At 43.4% G+C, this 17565-nt stretch carries 12 protein-coding genes; 1 reads left to right on the forward strand and 11 read right to left on the reverse strand.

Features of this window, described 5'->3' with window-relative positions; all coding sequences use genetic code 11:
- Positions 1 to 93 precede the first annotated feature (93 nt).
- A complete protein-coding gene (locus tag ACHEVO_RS00610) occupies positions 94 to 903 on the reverse strand; it encodes an enoyl-ACP reductase FabI (RefSeq protein ID WP_101205004.1) in 810 nt (269 codons plus the stop codon).
- Positions 904 to 1445: 542 nt separating this feature from the next.
- Here ACHEVO_RS00610 and folE point away from each other — a divergent pair.
- Positions 1446 to 2042 carry a GTP cyclohydrolase I FolE gene (folE, locus tag ACHEVO_RS00615; protein WP_185156591.1) on the forward strand — a complete coding sequence of 199 codons (597 nt, stop codon included), beginning with the start codon at positions 1446 to 1448 and terminating at the stop codon, positions 2040 to 2042.
- A 98-nt stretch (positions 2043 to 2140) separates the two neighbouring features.
- Here the strand turns inward: folE and msrB are convergent, their stop codons facing one another.
- The 10 genes from msrB to ACHEVO_RS00665 form a co-directional block, all read right to left on the reverse strand.
- On the reverse strand, positions 2141 to 3355 hold the full coding sequence (gene msrB, locus ACHEVO_RS00620) for a peptide-methionine (R)-S-oxide reductase MsrB (protein ID WP_394123517.1): 1215 nt from the start codon (positions 3353 to 3355) through the stop codon (positions 2141 to 2143).
- A 279-nt stretch (positions 3356 to 3634) separates the two neighbouring features.
- Complete coding sequence (locus ACHEVO_RS00625; protein WP_394123518.1) at positions 3635 to 4939, reverse strand: iron-containing alcohol dehydrogenase; 1305 nt, start codon at positions 4937 to 4939, stop codon at positions 3635 to 3637.
- Positions 4940 to 5199: 260 nt separating this feature from the next.
- Positions 5200 to 6879, reverse strand: coding sequence for an ABC transporter ATP-binding protein (locus tag ACHEVO_RS00630; RefSeq protein ID WP_394123519.1), 1680 nt, complete (start codon positions 6877 to 6879; stop codon positions 5200 to 5202).
- A gap of 1 nt (position 6880) precedes the next feature.
- Positions 6881 to 7930: an ABC transporter permease gene (locus tag ACHEVO_RS00635; RefSeq protein WP_394123902.1), complete on the reverse strand. Its 1050-nt coding sequence runs from the start codon at positions 7928 to 7930 to the stop codon at positions 6881 to 6883.
- A 62-nt stretch (positions 7931 to 7992) separates the two neighbouring features.
- Entirely contained in the window at positions 7993 to 9063 is a 1071-nt protein-coding gene (gene yejB, locus ACHEVO_RS00640) for a microcin C ABC transporter permease YejB (protein ID WP_394123520.1), read from the reverse strand.
- 85 nt (positions 9064 to 9148) lie between these two features.
- Positions 9149 to 9928, reverse strand: a complete 780-nt coding sequence (gene gloB, locus ACHEVO_RS00645; protein ID WP_394123521.1) for a hydroxyacylglutathione hydrolase — start codon at positions 9926 to 9928, stop codon at positions 9149 to 9151.
- A 303-nt stretch (positions 9929 to 10231) separates the two neighbouring features.
- The gene (locus tag ACHEVO_RS00650; protein ID WP_394123903.1) at positions 10232 to 12064 is read right to left on the reverse strand and encodes an extracellular solute-binding protein; all 1833 of its coding nucleotides are present in this window, start codon (positions 12062 to 12064) and stop codon (positions 10232 to 10234) included.
- Between the two features lie 308 nt (positions 12065 to 12372).
- Positions 12373 to 13500, reverse strand: coding sequence for a 3-phosphoserine/phosphohydroxythreonine transaminase (serC, locus tag ACHEVO_RS00655; protein WP_394123522.1), 1128 nt, complete (start codon positions 13498 to 13500; stop codon positions 12373 to 12375).
- Between the two features lie 92 nt (positions 13501 to 13592).
- On the reverse strand, positions 13593 to 14489 hold the full coding sequence (locus ACHEVO_RS00660) for a DNA polymerase III subunit psi (protein WP_394123523.1): 897 nt from the start codon (positions 14487 to 14489) through the stop codon (positions 13593 to 13595).
- A 114-nt stretch (positions 14490 to 14603) separates the two neighbouring features.
- Positions 14604 to 17564 (reverse strand): M48 family metalloprotease, encoded by a 2961-nt coding sequence (locus ACHEVO_RS00665; protein WP_394123524.1) that lies wholly within the window; start codon positions 17562 to 17564, stop codon positions 14604 to 14606.
- Between the last annotated feature and the right edge of the window lies 1 nt (position 17565).

The raw sequence follows: 17565 nt of genomic DNA on the forward strand, positions 1-17565 counted from the left end.
AAAAAAGCACGTAGCCAAAAAGACTCATAGTATAACTAGAAAAGACAGCCAATTGGCTGTCTTTTCTATTATCAAACGAATCATCTATAACAATTACTGTGCTGGTTCATCAAGCATCATCAACTGCTCGCTGATAGCTACTGTATTAAATCCTGCATCAACGAACATAATCTCACCTGTGATACCAGATGCCCACGGCGACAATAAGAATAATGCAGCGTTACCTACCTCTGTCTGTGTGATGTTGCGCTGTAGTGGCGCAATTTTTTCGCTGATATCGAGCATTTTACGGAAAGACTTAATGCCGCTAGCCGCTAGCGTGCGGATAGGACCTGCAGATATCGCATTAACACGGATACCTTCACCGCCCATAGACGTTGCTAAATAACGAACACTGGCTTCTAAACTGGCTTTTGCCATACCCATAACATTGTAGTTTGGCAATACTGAAATGCTGCCTTCATAGGTCAATGTCAGCATAGAACCATGACGCATCGCTAGTAACTCACGAGCTGCTTTTGCCAATGCAACAAAGCTGTAGCTAGAGATATCATGCGCGATGTGACTGCCTTCACGAGTCGTGGCATTGACAAAATCGCCATCCAACTGATCCATCGGTGCAAATCCAATGGCATGTACCACACCATCAATACCGTCACCCCAGTGAGCAGTCACTTGCTCAAAGCATGCAGCAATTGACTCATCAGAAGCTACGTCACATTCTAGAACCAAATCTGCTTCAAATTTTTCAGCGGCCATATCGACGCGTTTTTTGATTTTGTCATTCGGGTAAGTCAGAATTAGTGAAGCTCCTTCGCGGTGCAGCGCTTCTGCGATAGCCCAAGCGATAGAGAGTTTACTTGCGATGCCAGTTACGACAAATCGTTGTCCTTGCAGTAGCATAAGATTTCCTTTTGAATCAATCGAGATGATTTAGAATAAGAATTTATTTAGAGTAATTAGAAGATTGAGACTACTAAATAGTACAAATGAAAAGATGAGTTATTATACACGAATTAATTTAAGTAAACAGTCGTAAACTGTATTTGATTCTTGTTATTGGATTGACTGATACAAACAACTAATAACGTCAAAATGACTATATAGCAGTTTATCACTTGAAGTAGTATCGACAGTGAGAGTTTTTTGTGAGTTATTAAATTGCATTTTAGCATCAACGCTTCACGATAAAATACTCAGACTATAGTAGCTTGCTTATTTTATGAGAAAATCGTATTTCGAATATTAACACTACAACCGTTTCGATTAAGTACCAAGCACCCCTTTATTGATTAAAGATTCAACTGCTAGCCACAGCAGTATGAAGTTCAGCAGATTTCGAGTATAATCACAGCCCTTCCCAGCTTGCACAATTTTTATAAGAATCCTCACATGATAGGATTCAACGTTAAGCTACACCCACATTTTGGATGGCTGCCAAACTTATGAGTAACACCCCCATCATAACCCCAGATTATAAAGAAAGTACCGAATCTTATCGCCAACTGATTGCTTCAACTGGCGAAGACTTAGATCGTCCGGGTTTGCTAGATACGCCTGTACGTGCTGCAAAGGCCTTTGCCCATCTGACCCAAGGCTATCATCAAAGTATAGATGAAGTGGTCAATGATGCTGTGTTTCCATCAGCGAATCGCGAGCTGGTACTGGTACAGAACATTGAGTTTTATTCACTGTGTGAGCATCATATGCTACCGTTCCATGGTGTCGCTCATATCGGCTACTTACCTGACGGCCAAGTACTGGGACTGTCAAAATTTGCCCGTATCGTCGATATGTTTGCCCGTCGTTTGCAGATACAAGAAAACCTAAGTGAGCAGATTGCACAGACAATCATGGATGTTACTGGCTGCCGCGGCGTAGCAGTTGTTATGGATGCATCACATATGTGTATGATGATGCGCGGTGTTAGCAAACAACATTCAACCACGCGTAGTACCGCGATGCTTGGCGAATATCAACATAATAATCAAGCCCGTAATGAATTTTTAGGTGCGGTTCCTAAACGTCAACCAGCGTTTTAATTGGCTGTTAATTGATTAGGCTGTTGTGAATAGCAGCCAAATAAAAAGGACGCATCATATGCGTCCTTTTTGTTTGGCCGAGCGGTAGAAAAATAGTACTAACCAACTGGTTTTACATCATCTACCCAATCACCATAACCAGCAGCTTCCATATCTGCAAGCGGAATAAAGCGGAGCGCTGCTGAATTCATGCAATAGCGTTTGCCTGTCGGTGCTGGACCGTCATCAAACACATGGCCCACGTGTGAGTCCGCGTAACGGCTACGAATTTCAGTACGGGTTCCAAATATTCCTCGATCTGGCTTTTCAACCACTAAGCTCGTATCCAATGGGCGAGTAAAGCTCGGCCAACCCGTACCAGATTTATATTTATCACGCGAAGAATACAGTGGCTCACCAGATACGACGTCTACATACAATCCAGGCGCTTTATTATCCCAGTACTCATTATCGAAAGCGCGCTCAGTACCTTCTTTTTGAGTGACTTTGTACTGAATATCACTAAGCGATTTCTTTAGCGCATCTTGTGAAGGCTTTACGAATGTATCTGGGTTAAAACCTTTGCCTACCTTACTATCTGATATGTTATTTGACGTCACTTGCTGTGTGCTATCTGCTTCGGGCGTAAACTTACTAAAATCAAGCTCATAGTTTTTACCATAGACACTCTCGATAAATTGATAGCGACCAGAATTGAAGGTATAAGCTTTATAGCGTATCGGGTTCTTTTTATAGTAATCTTGATGATACTCTTCAGCAGGATAAAAAGTGCTAGCAGGAACAATCTCGATCACTACTGGCTTGTCATACACACCAGAGGCTTGCAGTGATTGCTTGGCCGCTTCTGCGATTTGCTTTTCTTGCGCATTATTGTAAAAAATTGCTGGACGATACTGTGTGCCGCGGTCAACATACTGTCCTTTATCATCAGTAGGATCAGCGATTCTCCATAGCGCCTGTACTATGCCATTGTAAGTAATCTTCTTAGGATCATAATACACCTGCGCCGCTTCTGTATGCCCAGTTCCACCTGCTGACACCTGCTTGTATGTCGGGTTTTCAGCGGTGCCACCCGTATAGCCAGACACGACTTCTACCACGCCAGGGATTTTTTCATAACCTGCTTCAACACACCAAAAACACCCACCCGCTACTGTGGCTACTGCCAATCCTGGCGTAGTCGGTGCATATGGGTTAGCGGCAGTTGTGTTTTTTACAGTAGAGCTGTTTTCAGTTGATGCACAGCCTGCGTAAATCGCACTACTCGCTATGATAACTAACCCTATAATTTTAGATGGTAATATGCGATTCATAAAAATCTCCTAAGCGTAATGTCCTTTAAATATCCTAACGCTTTTGTATCACTGAAACATTCCTATACTGTTATATATTTACAGTTTATTAAGATATTTTTTATCAACTGAGTTTAATTACAAGATAAATTAAACGGTTGTTTGATAACGATTATATATTTTATTATGACTTAACTATGGAAATAAGACAGAAGCTTTATTATCTCAATGCATTAAAAAAGCCTATCCTCCAAAGAGTAATAGACTTTTTTATTTTAATATCAGTAGCCCTACCAAAAACTATGACGCTGTTTCATTATTACTATCAGCACGTTCATCACTTGCCTGCTTAATTTTCGTTAGAATTTCTTTAATTTCAGCGGCTGATAAATACGTTGGTACTGCATAGGTGTCACTGACTTCTTTTGCAGCTGCCTTTACAATATCATCAAAGTCGCTGGTTTGCATACCATTGACAGTCGGATCAATGTTTAGAGCTGCAATCAAGTCTCTAACTTGCGTGATAAGGTTATCTGCTATCTCACTATCGCCATTGGCTGCTTGACCATTCTGTACCATACCGGTTCTTTTCGCCAATGCAGCCAGTCTTTTTTTGCTCGCTTTACGATTGACGTCAAGCACATAAGGCAACACGATGGCATTGGCACGACCATGAGGAATACTATAGTAAGCGCCTAACTGATGCGCGATAGCATGCACATAACCCAGACCTGCTTTATTAAAAGCAATTCCGCCATAATGAGCGGCGATACCCATCTCTTCTCTTGCTTTTAGATTACCACCGTCTTTATAAGCTAATGGTAGGTAATGCATAACAGATTTTACGGCAGAGGCTGCATAATAATCTGTCTCTACGCTGGCATTGGCACTCATCCATGCTTCTAAGGCATGGGTCAATACATCAATACCAGTATCTGCTGTTATATGGGCTGGCATGCCTTTCATGATAACCGGATCGATCGCTGCGGCTAGCGGTACCATTCTTGGGTCGATAGACAGTGCTTTCTGATGCGTTTTATCATCCGATACTACTGCGCCAAGTGTCGCTTCTGAACCCGTTCCAGCTGTCGTTGGTACGCAGTACAGCGGAGTCGCGGGCTTTCTTGCCTTAAGAATACCGATCAGCTGCTTTGGCTTACACTTGTTGCCTTGAGACATAGCTATCATTTTAGCCGCATCGATCACTGAGCCGCCGCCAATGGCTACGATAGAGTCACAATTGGCTTCGATAGACTGACGGAGCCCTTCCTCAACTACTTTAAAAGTAGGATCTGGTGTAATACCGTCATAGATGTGATAACTGATATTTTTCGCATCTAGATAATCGGTAACTTTTGCAGGTATACCCAGTTTGTTGAGCACCGTATCCGTGACAATAAACACATTGGTATTGCCTTCATTGATAAGCATATCGCATAGCTCATCGCAGGCAGTCTCACCGACAAAGAGCATTGGTCTTCTGATAGGTATCACATAAGACACTGCTTTTAATACCTTTGCCCGAGTCTTAGCGACAGCCAAATAACCAGCATGCTGCAAGCTGTTGTTCTTTACCAATTTAGTAATACTATTTTGTGTTTTCATGGGCACAAAAATCCTTTTTAATGATGGTTTTAACTGCAATAAAGACCGTTTTGACGAGCCAGTTAAATATTACTAATTTATGAGCGCCAGAATGTATAAGGATACGCATCACAGCATTATAAAATGGGCAGCTCTCTAAAATTATTGTACCACTGCTCTTTTCAATATGTTGCTATTATTATGAACTGCGATGTGTCAATTTTATACTAGGTCGCTTAGTTTGATTGATCAATTTAAGTGGCTACAGCAAGTCGTTTAAACTAGTCGGCACTTGCCTTTAACAGTTGCTGAGTATAAATATGTTGTGGGTGATTAAAGAGATCTTCGGTACGTCCAGACTCTACGCAAGTGCCTTGTTTTAACACCATAATATGCTGACACAGTGCGCGTACTACTTTGAGATCATGACTGATAAAAACATAGCTGATTTGCAGTCTTTCTTGGATTTCACGTAATAAACTAACTACTGTTATCTGTGTGGTACTATCGAGCGCGGAGGTCGGCTCATCTAATATAAGTAAGCTTGGCTTCATAATGAGTGCGCGCGCCAGTGCCACGCGTTGACGCTGGCCACCTGACAGCTCATGCGGATAACGCTGCGCAAATGCTAAAGGCAAATGTACTGTAGCAAGACTATCTAGCACCGCTTGCTGACGGGCGACTTTATCCACGCCTTGTACCAGCAGCCCTTCTTCAACGATTTGCATGACCGTCATACGCGGATTAATACTGGCAAATGGATCTTGAAATACCATCTGTATCTGCGCGCGGAAGTTACGTAGCGCTTTTTTGGACAATATCGAAATATCTTGCCCGTTGACCACTATCTGCCCATTCACACGTGCTTGATTGCTCAGTAGTTGGCTAAGCGCCAGCGCAATGGTGGTTTTTCCAGAGCCAGACTCACCGACGATACCCAATGCTTGGCCTTTTTGTAGCGTCATATCGACATCTTTGACCGCATCGAACCAGCGCTTGGTACCACCAAACAGACCTTTTTCAATTGGGAACTGTACGTTAAGACGCTTCACTTCTAGTACGCTTGGGTGCTTATCCGCGTTATCGTCTTCTATGGTCAATGCTTGACCAAAGTCTTGCTGAATAAGCGTCCGAGTATAATCGGCTTTGGGCTGACTAAATACCGCTGACGTTTGACCCTGCTCAATGGTTTGACCATGACGCATGACGATGACCTCATCACTATAGCGTCTGACTAGGTTGAGATCATGACTGATTAATATCATCGCCATATTATGCTGACGTTTGAGATCATCTAATAGCGCCAAAATCTCATGCTGCAACGTCACATCGAGTGCAGTCGTTGGCTCATCAGCGATTAAAATATCAGGCTGCTGAGCCAATGCCATGGCAATCATTACTCGCTGACGCTGACCACCTGATAACTCATGTGGGTAACGGTTCAATTTGTCAGCAGGATCTGCAATATTGACATCATTTAGCAAAGCAATGCTAGTGTCTCGCCATTGCTTCTTAGGTATTCCGCTTAGACGCAACGATTCAGCGATTTGTTTGGCGACCGTATGCAACGGATTTAATGCGGTCATCGGCTCCTGAAATACCATACCAATCCGCTGTCCACGAATAGACCGCAATGCAGCATTACGCGCCTTATCATTGGATATGGGCAAGGTAGACATACCTGCCGTACTTGCCAACTGAACTTCACCAGTAATCGTTAAACTATCTGGTAACAGACCTAGTAGCGCAAGACTGGCGATCGATTTGCCAGAGCCTGACTCACCAACGATAGCCAAAGTTTGCCCTTGTCTTAGCTCATAAGACAGCGCATCGACCAACTGGACGCCTGTAGTCGTTGTGATAGTGAGCTTATCTACGGTTAGCATAAGCTTATCTTGTGCACGATGAAGACTTTCATTTGGCTCATTGCTGTGCTTGGTGGCGACAATATTTTTAGTCATATTAAGAACGCCTCGGATCAAATGCATCACGCAGCGCTTCGCCGACGAAGATGAGCAATGACAAAATAAAGGTCAAACTAAAGAATCCTGACAAGGCAAGCCATGGTGCATCAAGGTTGTTCTTCCCTTGTACCATTAGCTCACCTAGAGACGGCGAGCCAGGCGGCAACCCATAACCTAAGAAATCCAGTGCAGTTAAAGCGATAATATTGGCCGTTAAAATAAATGGCAACTGGGACAAACTAGAAGTTAACGCATTGGGTAAAATGTGTCTAAGCATGATTTGGCTGTCCGAAACGCCTAAATTGCGTGCAGCTCGCACATAGTCAAAGTTGCGAGCTCGTAAGAACTCTGCCCGTACCAAACCGACCAAACCCATCCAGCCGAACAGTAGCATCATAGCGAACAACATAATGATGCTAGGACTAAACAGACTGACCAAAATAATGATCATAAATAGCTGAGGCATACCGCCCCACACTTCCATAAATCGCTGTCCTGCCAGATCTACCCAGCCGCCATAATAGCCTTGCACCGCACCGACGATAATCCCAATCAGTGCGCCCGCAAGCGTCAGAGCCAGACCAAACAGTAATGACACTCGCATACCATAAAGTATCCGTGCCAGCACATCACGCCCCATATCGTCCGTACCAAGCCAGTTTTGGGCATTGGGTGCTGCTGGATAAGGCAGACCAAGCTCAACATTCGGCGTCTGATCAGCAAACGGAATAAGCGGCATCACATAAAACCCTTGCTCATCAATCAGCGACTGCACTGCAGGGTCTTTATAATTGGTTTCGGTCTCAAATACACCGCCAAACGTCGTTTCAGGATAAGCTTTTAATACTGGAAAGTAATAATCGCCTTGATATTGAACCAGTAAAGGTTTGTCATTGGCAATGACATTAGCCGCCATGCAGATGACAAATATCACTGCGAAAACAAACAGCGATATCACTCCAAGTCGATTTTGGCGAAAGCGATTTAAACGCGCTTGCCATATAGGGTTTAAGCGTTGCTTTTTTGTGGTAGATAGCTGCTCAAGCATTGGCGCTTTATCTGGTTCGCTATTAATAGGACTGCTCTTTGATGAATGTTGATTATTTGACATTAGCGCCCCTCAAAATCAATACGAGGATCGATTAAGTGATAACTTAAATCACTGATTAATTGCAGTAGCAGCCCCACTAAGGTAAAGATAAATAGTGTGCCAAATATTACTGGATAATCGCGTTGTTGAATGGCTTCAAAACCTAGCAAACCGAGGCCATCTAGTTTAAAGATAATCTCAATCAAAAAGTTACCCGCAAAGAAGATACCAACGATAGCGGCTGGAATACCTGCAATGATAATCAACATCGCATTGCGAAATACATGTCCGTATAGCACCTGACGCTCACCTAAGCCTTTTGCGCGAGCGGTCAGTACATACTGCTTGCCCAACTCCTCTAAAAAGCTGAATTTGGTTAAATAGGTCAAACCTGCAAAACCGCCTACAGTACTTGCCAGCAGCGGTAACGCTAAATGCCAAAAGTAATCTTTTACTTTACCAAGCTCGCTGAGTTGATCAAAGTTCTCGGACGTCAGTCCCTGTAATGGAAAGATATTCCAGTAGCTGCCACCTGCAAAGAAAACCAGTAAGATCACTGCAAAGACAAACACAGGTATCGCATGTCCGATCGCTAGTAGCATAGCCGTGGCTTTATCAATGCCTGAGCCATGATGCATCGCTTTATACACTCCTAATGGAATGGCAATCATATAGATGAGCAGCGTACTCCACAGCCCAAGCGATATCGAGACTGGCAGCTTCTCTATGATAAGATCGGTCACCGACTGCCCTTTAAAAAACGACTCACCAAAATCTAGCTGAGCGTAGTTCTTTAACATAAGCCAAAATCGCTCTGGGGCAGATTTATCAAAACCATATTGGGCATTGATCGCAGCGACCATCTCCTCAGAGAGACCACGCGTGCCTTGATAAGTACTGTCGTTGCCACCTGCACTGCCCGCACCAATATTACTGCCAAGCGCATTATCTTTTGCGCCCTGCTCGATAAGTGCCAGCTGCTGCTCAACAGGCCCGCCAGGTGCTGCTTGTACGATTACAAAGTTGGCAAGCAAGATCAAAAATAGTGTCGGCAATATCAGTAGTAGTCTTTTTAAGATATAACGACCCATAATGGCGACTTCCTAAATAAAGAGAGAGGGCAATGACGTTCAGCAGCGAATTGATTTTTGTTGAAGCAGTACACAAAAGCATTTTTTAAAAGTTGTTTTTCAGCTCACGTAACGCTGCAAATACTGTCAATGACTTATCATCATCGATAGGCATTTTGGATTTCACTCCTGCGATTACACTTGGCTCTTGTGTACGTAAAAACACATTTACCGCGCGTTCATGCTCTAGTGTTACTGGCAGTGTTGCCATGCCTTGCTCAGTTTGAGCCTCTGCTCGTGCTAATGCTTGCTGCATCGCTTCGTTGTCAGGTTCAATAGACAGGCCAAAACGCAGATTACTCGCTGTATATTCATGCGCAGGATACAGTAGCGCCTCATGAGGCAAGCCGTTCAAACGCTTAAAGCTCTCGTGCAACTGCTCAATCGTACCAGTAAAGACACGTCCGCAACCTGCACTAAACAACGTATCACCGCAGAAACAATGCTTTTGCCCATCAATATCTAAGATATAGGCCATATGGCTAGCGGTATGCCCTGACACATCCCAGACTTGCGCAGAGCAGCCCCATGCGCTCACCGTGCTACCGTCTTTGATAGTTTGATCTTCATCGACGTCATGCTCACTATGCGCAACCAGATGAGTCATCGGATACGACTCCTGTAACTCTGCGACGCCGCCGATATGATCATGATGATGGTGAGTCGTCCAAATCGATGTTAGCTCAAGCTCATGCGTCTCTAGATAATCAATAACTGGTTGAGCTTGACCTGGATCGATAACAATCGCCTGCTTATTATTTTCATTGATCAATGTCCAGATATAGTTATCGCTAAATGCTTTGATTGGGTGAATACGGATACTCATGTTAAATCCTTACCGGTAGTTATTTTTGTTACGTGTTATCTTGAGTTATCTAGGGCGTGTTCTCAATTCAATCGAGTGTCCTCTAAATGGGCTAAAAACAGCTAAATTTTGCCAAACATCGTCAAATAGTTGGTCAATATCTCGATATTGACCAACTATTTTCCTCGTTTGACGGCAATTTATCTCATTTTTATCACCATTTTTAAAATGAGGACACGCCCTAATCTAACTGTTATTTGATAGCAACAGCATCTATGCTCAGCTGTCCGTTGTTACAAGGTCAAACCCTGTAGTAAATACTGTCTACTGCTTTAAATACTTATTGATACGCCCTTCTGCCTCTTTATCCACCCACCAGTAATCGATACCAACAGCATTGGTCGGTAGCTTTTCGGTATGGCGATACTGATCCCAATAGGCGACATTGGTGCCAGATTTGCCGTATAGCGGTACGACATAATGTCCTGCGCGCAACAACCGATCTAGCACCTGCGTATAGAGTACAATCTCGTCACGATTTTTAGCATTACCAAGGGCAGCAACGACTTGATCGACGGCTGCATTCTTGATACTAGCACTATTATGATTACCCGGTTCATCAGCAGCAGCACTTCCCCAGAATGCTGCTTGCTCAGCACCAGGAGATAGACTTTGAGCAAATACGTCCACGACCATATCATAGTCAAAACGTCGCATACGCTCATAATATTGCGGCCCATCGACTTGGCGCAAGGTTGCATCAAATCCCAAGCGTTTTAGATTGCGAATGTAAGGTAACAAGACACGGCCCATGGTCTCGCCTGTCATCAAAATCTCAATCTGAGCAAGCGACCCATCAGGTTGATATAATTTCATATCCTCATAATAAAACCCAGCCTCTAATAGAAGCTGGCGCGCTTCTAATAACCCTTGACGATTAAAGCCGTTCCCATCACTGGTGGGTAGCTGCCATTCTGCTAATGTTGCTTTACGCTGTGTCGGTTCGAGCTCAGATAATAACGGCGTCAATACCTGCATCTCTGCATCAGATGGCGTACCCGTTGCAGCAAGCTCTGAGCCATGGAAGAAGCTCTGCAAGCGCTCATATTGCCCATGAAATAAGGTTTTATTCATCCATTCAAAATCATAAGCAGCTGTCAGTGCTTGGCGAACTTTGATATCTTGAAATATTGGGCGGCGCAAATTCATGACCAATGCTTGCATCGGAACCGGATTTTGACTGGTTATCGTCTCTTTTTGGATAAGCCCTGCTTTTACGGCAGGGAAATTATACCCAGTTACCCAGTTCGATGCTTTATTTTCGGGGCGAAAACGGTATTGACCAGATTTAAAACCCTCAAAGGCAATCTCATCACTTTGATAATAAACAAACTTGATCATATCAAAGTTGTAGCGGCCGCGATTGACCATCAAATCACGACCCCAATAATTGGGATCACGTATATAACTTACCGAACGCCCCGCATCGACTCGACCTAGTTTATAAGGACCACTACCCATCAATGGTGACAGACTGATTTTCTCAAAATCGGTATCAATGGAAGATTTGGCAAATATAGGAAACTGCCCAACGGTCAGTAAAATCTCTTTGTTTTCAGCAGAGGTAAAGACAAACTTTACTTGTTGATCATTAATGATTTGAATGTCTTTGATATCACTTAGGTAACTGCGAATATACATGGGGCCTTTGTTCAATATCGCCTCAAAAGTTGCTTTTACATCGCGACTGGTCACACCCGACCCATCCCAAAAACGAGCATTAGGATTGAGATGATAGATAATCCAGCTCGTATCGTCTGGATCATATGTCACTTTACTTGCCAGCTGTGGATACATGGTAAATGCTTCATTTAATGAACCAGTCATCAAAGTATCATACAGATAGTCTGTGCCAATCATCGCCACACCTGTGGTCATCCATTTGTTGGCGCTATTAAACGTACCGCGAGCATCTAGAGACAGCGTACCCCCTGATGGCGCTTTTGGATTGGCATAAGGTAAGTAAGGTGCATTGATGTACTCAGTAGGACTATTGTGGCCAAGCGCGGTCGTCGTGATAGGTGCAGCGATACTGCTCGGTATCCAACTGACGGTGATGGTTAGCAATACAGCTTTTAACAGGGCATTTTTTATTATCATGACGTTATAACAAACCTCTATGCTAACCAATATAAATATCAAAACGTAAAGCCTGACAGCAAAACAGCGTTATAGCAAAATTTTATCATAACAAACTTAGGTTTTTTAACCTAATGGTTTGCCGTGGATATGATTTAATGCTATCACCATTAAGTCATATCCACGGCAAACCATTATTACTACGCGCTAGCATGACCAAACTGTTTGTTTATAAATATAAAAAAGGCGCAACCATGACTAGTTACGCCTTTCTTGATATGCAGTTTATGTATGAAGACTTTATACGTTAGCAGTTACTCTTTTGATTACGCGTGCTTTTTTTCAAAGGCAATCATAAAGTCAACCAGCTGCTGTACCCACTCAAGTGGTACGGCATTGTAGATACTGGCTCGCATACCGCCTACGTCACGATGACCCTTTAGATTTAACAAGCCAGCTTTTTCTGACTCTTCTAGGAATACTTTATCAAGGCTGCTGTCTGCTAAAGTAAATGGCACATTCATGATAGAGCGATACTTAGAATCTATTGGATTATTATAGAAACTGCTCTCATCGATTGTCTTATAAAGTAAATCGGCTTTTTGCTGATTGATTTTACCGATAGCAGCCACACCACCCTGCTCTTCCAACCAATCAAACACTAGCCCTGCTAAGTACCAAGAATACGTCGCTGGCGTGTTAGACATAGACTCTTTGTCAGCTTGATGCTCATAATTCAGCAGCATAGGACACCATTCACTTGCTTGCCCCATCAAATCCTCACGAATAATGACAATAACCAGACCTGCAGGACCGATGTTTTTCTGCGCACCCGCGTAGATCATGCCAAATTTAGACACATCTATCGGCTGTGACAAGATACAAGATGACATATCAGCAATGATTGGCGCATCTACTTGTGGTGGCTCAAATATCTGTAGGCCATGAATCGTTTCATTGGCACAGTAATGAAAATAAGCCGCGTCTTCACTGATATTCCAATCGCTTTGCGCTGGTACGTCAGTAAAGTTATTCTCTTTGCCAGTCGCAACTAAGTTAATCTCGCCCAAACCCAATGCTTCATAGCGCTTGGCTTCTTTGATCGCTTTGCCTGACCATGCACCTGTCGTCAAATAGTCACCGCGTCCACCATTTAACAGATTCAATGGAATCGCAGAAAACTGTAAACTAGCACCGCCTTGCAAAAACAGCACTTTATAGTTATCTGGTATTTCCATAAGCGTGCGTAGCTTAGCTTCCGCCTTGTCAGTAATGGCCATATACTCTTTACTACGATGGCTGACTTCCATGACCGACAGGCCGCGACCTTGCCAATCAAGCAGTTCGCTCTGCGCGCGCTCTAATACGGCTGTTGGCATAGTAGCAGGACCAGCACAAAAATTTGGCAGGCGATGCGGTGTGGCAGTTGCTGTAGACGTTGGGGTTGTAGGCATAATCACAGTCCTAGGTATGATGAAATAAAAGGATGTTTTTTATTTCAGTTTGTTGATAAAGGCATTGGTATCGATGTTAGTTTTCATACAACTCAATGAGATATCTGTTCCCACAGCTGACGTTTAGCATCACTGTCTGCGAGCATTTCTTCTAATGTCGGCACGGTGGTCAGATTGGGATGTTGGAGGCCGTCAGGCAGCGCGGTCAGTGCAGCAACTTGTATTTCTTCACTCCGGCCAATTCGAAAAATATATCCTGCAAGACTGGCATTGGCAAGCTCAGCAGTATCCATACCATCACAAATCGGGAATGATGTGGTCTCGCAAGTGATTGATAGCGCTTGAGTGATGTTTTGCCATAGTTTCTGGCTGTCACTATCTAGCGCTTTGATATCAACCAATATCACCCAGTCACCATAGCGGCCACCTTGCAAGTCAAATGGTGCTACTTTTTTTAAGCTATCATCATTTATGCTGTCATCACTAGTACTCTGTGGAAAAGTACTCTGCGCAAATTGAGGTTGCTCAATAGGTGAACTCGTAGAGGTTACAGCAGTTTGGTTCGATGCAGTACTTGGGATGTCATGATAGTTAGACCCAGCACTTGAACTAACAGTATTCGAATCAACGGAATCAAAACTATAGGTAACAGGGCTTTGCTCACTAGCCGTCTGTTCAGTGGTAGCTTGCAAATCAGTACCATACTCATCGGTAACATAGCCGTTAGTATTATAATCATTGATATGATAACCATCAGTCGGTTGATCAACTGTGTCTACCACTCCAACGCTCGCTACTACTTCATTGTTATTAGACTCAATATCAGTGGAATCGATATTTGATGGCTTCACCGAAGCTGTCGCAATGTCAGTCATATTGATGGTTTCTGACTCAGGCTGCACCCACTGATTGATACCCATCATCGCTAGAATTTGGCGTTGCTGCACACGGCGCTGTAATACAGTTAGCGGGTCTTGGGTATCACTCATTCGACTCTACTATCCTACTCATTTTGTTTATATCATTTACAGATGTGTTTATGGTTTTGGTAGCTCTCATTAAGCATGCATCACACTATTAATCAAATACTAGATTCATACCAATCAAAACAGCTGTCGAATGCCGAGCCAACGCTCTGATATTGCCAGCAAACAATCGTATTCATTTTGGCTGATTATCGTATCGTGTAACATCACCGTATGCAACGTACTTAGCCATTGGCGATACTCATTATGAGTCGGCTGGTTCATCTCACTTTCATTATAATCTATTTGGCTGCTATCCTGTTGCTTCTCTCGATAATTATCAGCATTCTGAGCACCTATCACGCGCTTGAGAGAGTGATTGGCAGAGACAGGAACCGCAGAAATAATCGCCAATAACTGAATGCTATTCAAGTGCTGTGCGGTCAATAATAACCACTGCAAATTAACATCGCTTACTGTCACAAGATCAATATCAATCAAGCGCGCATGCCGTCTCAAATCTACAATATAATGCGCCACACTGTCATTACCTTCACTCAATAACGATCGGTCATACATTGAGATCATTTGGCCTTTGGCATCTTTTGATAGTCGATAAGCCAATAAGACAACAACTGATACTTCTGCTTTATTAAGACCTGTAAACACCTGACCCGAAGGATCTAGTTGCGCCCTTACGTCTTCCATACCAGCCTTCAATATCTGTGACCATAGAGACTGCGCGTCTGTATCTTGTAAAACTTCAGACAATATCGGTAGCAACTGCTGCAAATGCAACGCTTGCCATAGTGACAATATTGGCGATTTTTGAAGTGCTAAAGCTAATGGGTTATTCAGAGCCGTAGCATTGGAGTTATCACTAGGTATATTTTTATCTGACGAATCATAAGCTAAACTTTTGGTTAAGTCAGATGTCAGCTGTTGGTTAAATAACTTAAATATTCCCTGCTGATAACGCAACAACATCGTACGGCATTTCTCTTGTTTTTTATAGTACTGATGACTGTCGTAACTGTGATCGTCTTTACTTTTAAGCTTTAGATCTTCGATACATAGTTCAGATAAATTCTGTTGACGCAATTGGTTTAAAGCGAGCTCAATCAAAGCGCTGTCCAGACGCCTATCCAAACTGGCTACTACTGTCATTAGCTTAGTATCTATCCTATGCGGCAATACTTGCTCATGGGAAGTCGAGTCAGTCGCAACAGAGAAGCCATCATTCCAAATATCATTTAAACTATAAATGGCAGTCGTTGATAAGGGTCGATGCTGATGACAAAGCAAGACAGCTTCGACTAATGCTAGCGCACCTAGAGGATGATGACTATGATTAAGTATATACTGAGGTAGTGACACCTTTTGGATATCGCTAACTTCAATTAGCGTATTTTCTGGTAGATCAGCGTCAGGTTTGGACTGCCACGGTTTTAATAGCTGGTGAACGCCAACGTCTTCGGCCTGTACTTGAAGCCGCCCATCAATTACTACAGCAAACTCTAAACCGTCATCAATCTCTGATTCGCCATTATCTTTATTACGATTGTCGCTTATAGATTCAGCAAGAACTTTTCTATCATTTGGCTGTTTCGTGTCACCTGTATCAATCGTTGCAGCTGTTTGAGATCCAAGTAACGACGACTGCTGCAAGTTTTTGTCTGGCAAATTTTCACTTAGGCTATTTTCTTTTGTTTCTGCCCAATCACCTAAGCGTCGTTGCCTATATATTTCTTTGACCTTTTGCTGATTTATTCGCTTTTCTTTGGCGACTTGTACCGCGAACCTATGATAAGCATCCGCATTAATAGCGTTCATACGCTCTGTCAAGCTTGGATGGGTGGCAAACCATGACACATCACCTAAGTCTGCCCCACTACTAGCAAAGAAAAAATGGCTGAGTCCATTGATATCGGCGATGCCAGACAAACGCGAGCCGAGCGAGTCTTGATGAATGGCTTTTAAGGTTTCGACAATCGCAGGCGTACGTGTTAACTGAACGCTGGTGGCATCAGCAAGTAGCTCGCGCTCACGATTAAAACTGTGCTTAATCAACTGCGCGCTTGCCATACTAGAGAAGCTTAAACCATGCAGTAGCAATGTCCAAGCACTACGCGAGGCTTGACGATCTATTATAGGTGGCGTTTGCACCCATTTAGACTGACGCTTGGCTGAGGACTGCTGTTGTTGTGATTGCTGCTGCCAGTAAGCGACCCATTCACTATGCGTGGTGAAATTGGCCGTTTGCGCTTCTGTATTGCGTGCTAGCATATCAACCTGTCTCTGTGATAGAGACTTTTGGGAAATACTATCGCTATCAAAGTGACTATAATTAGAGAGACGATTAGAAATGTGATTAGATATTGGGTCACTCCAGTCGTATAGTATCTGCAAGCCTGCCAATACCACCATCAGCTGTAGATTGAACGTAGCATCGCCGTGCAATATATGACCATATTCATGACCAATGAGTCCGTATAGCGCCTCATCAGACAGTTTATCTAGCGCACCTTGAGTAACGACGAGTACCATATCTTGACTATGGCGACCAGCGACAAAACCATTGATACCCTGCTCATCAGGTAACACATATAAAATAGGGGTTTGCAAACCTGCCGCAATGGCCAGTTGCTGTGCAATTTCATAATAGCGGCGATAGACGGGCGGAAAATCACGCTCGTCACGTACTGCTATATGACGTGAACGATAGCGAACCTTTTCTTCAGCTTCGTGTTGATGAGCAATTCCTTGACTGTGTTCCCATGGTTCTTGGCTGTTATCGATAAATAGCCTAACCGCTCCTACTCGCTGAGCAATAGCACGGCCACCTGCTCGCAGGCGTCGATACTCTAAAAAACTACCACCAACGAAACTACCTAACGTCAAGACAATGACCAGAACCAATACCCAATGATATATACCGCCTGTAAATACTGTCAGCAGTATAGACATGACAGCCAGTCCTAAAGCCATATGAGCAAGTACAATCAGGAAAAACAGTCCATAAAGTAATAGACTGCGCCGCGTACGTATTCGCTGTTCACCAAAAAAATCCATCAGATTAGGCTGCCTAGAGTTCGCCAAA

Source organism: Psychrobacter nivimaris, from assembly GCF_043419765.1.
In the GTDB taxonomy this organism is placed as follows: domain Bacteria; phylum Pseudomonadota; class Gammaproteobacteria; order Pseudomonadales; family Moraxellaceae; genus Psychrobacter.

What these genes read in the sequence shown, in the direction of transcription:
- ACHEVO_RS00610 (WP_101205004.1), bottom strand. Translation starts at nt 903, where the DNA reads ATGCTACTGCAAGGACAACGATTTGTCGTAACTGGCATCGCAAGTAAA.
- folE (WP_185156591.1), top strand. Translation starts at nt 1,446, where the DNA reads ATGAGTAACACCCCCATCATAACCCCAGATTATAAAGAAAGTACCGAA.
- msrB (WP_394123517.1), bottom strand. Translation starts at nt 3,355, where the DNA reads ATGAATCGCATATTACCATCTAAAATTATAGGGTTAGTTATCATAGCG.
- ACHEVO_RS00625 (WP_394123518.1), bottom strand. Translation starts at nt 4,939, where the DNA reads ATGAAAACACAAAATAGTATTACTAAATTGGTAAAGAACAACAGCTTG.
- ACHEVO_RS00630 (WP_394123519.1), bottom strand. Translation starts at nt 6,879, where the DNA reads ATGACTAAAAATATTGTCGCCACCAAGCACAGCAATGAGCCAAATGAA.
- ACHEVO_RS00635 (WP_394123902.1), bottom strand. Translation starts at nt 7,930, where the DNA reads ATGCTTGAGCAGCTATCTACCACAAAAAAGCAACGCTTAAACCCTATA.
- yejB (WP_394123520.1), bottom strand. Translation starts at nt 9,063, where the DNA reads ATGGGTCGTTATATCTTAAAAAGACTACTACTGATATTGCCGACACTA.
- gloB (WP_394123521.1), bottom strand. Translation starts at nt 9,928, where the DNA reads ATGAGTATCCGTATTCACCCAATCAAAGCATTTAGCGATAACTATATC.
- serC (WP_394123522.1), bottom strand. Translation starts at nt 13,500, where the DNA reads ATGCCTACAACCCCAACGTCTACAGCAACTGCCACACCGCATCGCCTG.
- ACHEVO_RS00660 (WP_394123523.1), bottom strand. Translation starts at nt 14,489, where the DNA reads ATGAGTGATACCCAAGACCCGCTAACTGTATTACAGCGCCGTGTGCAG.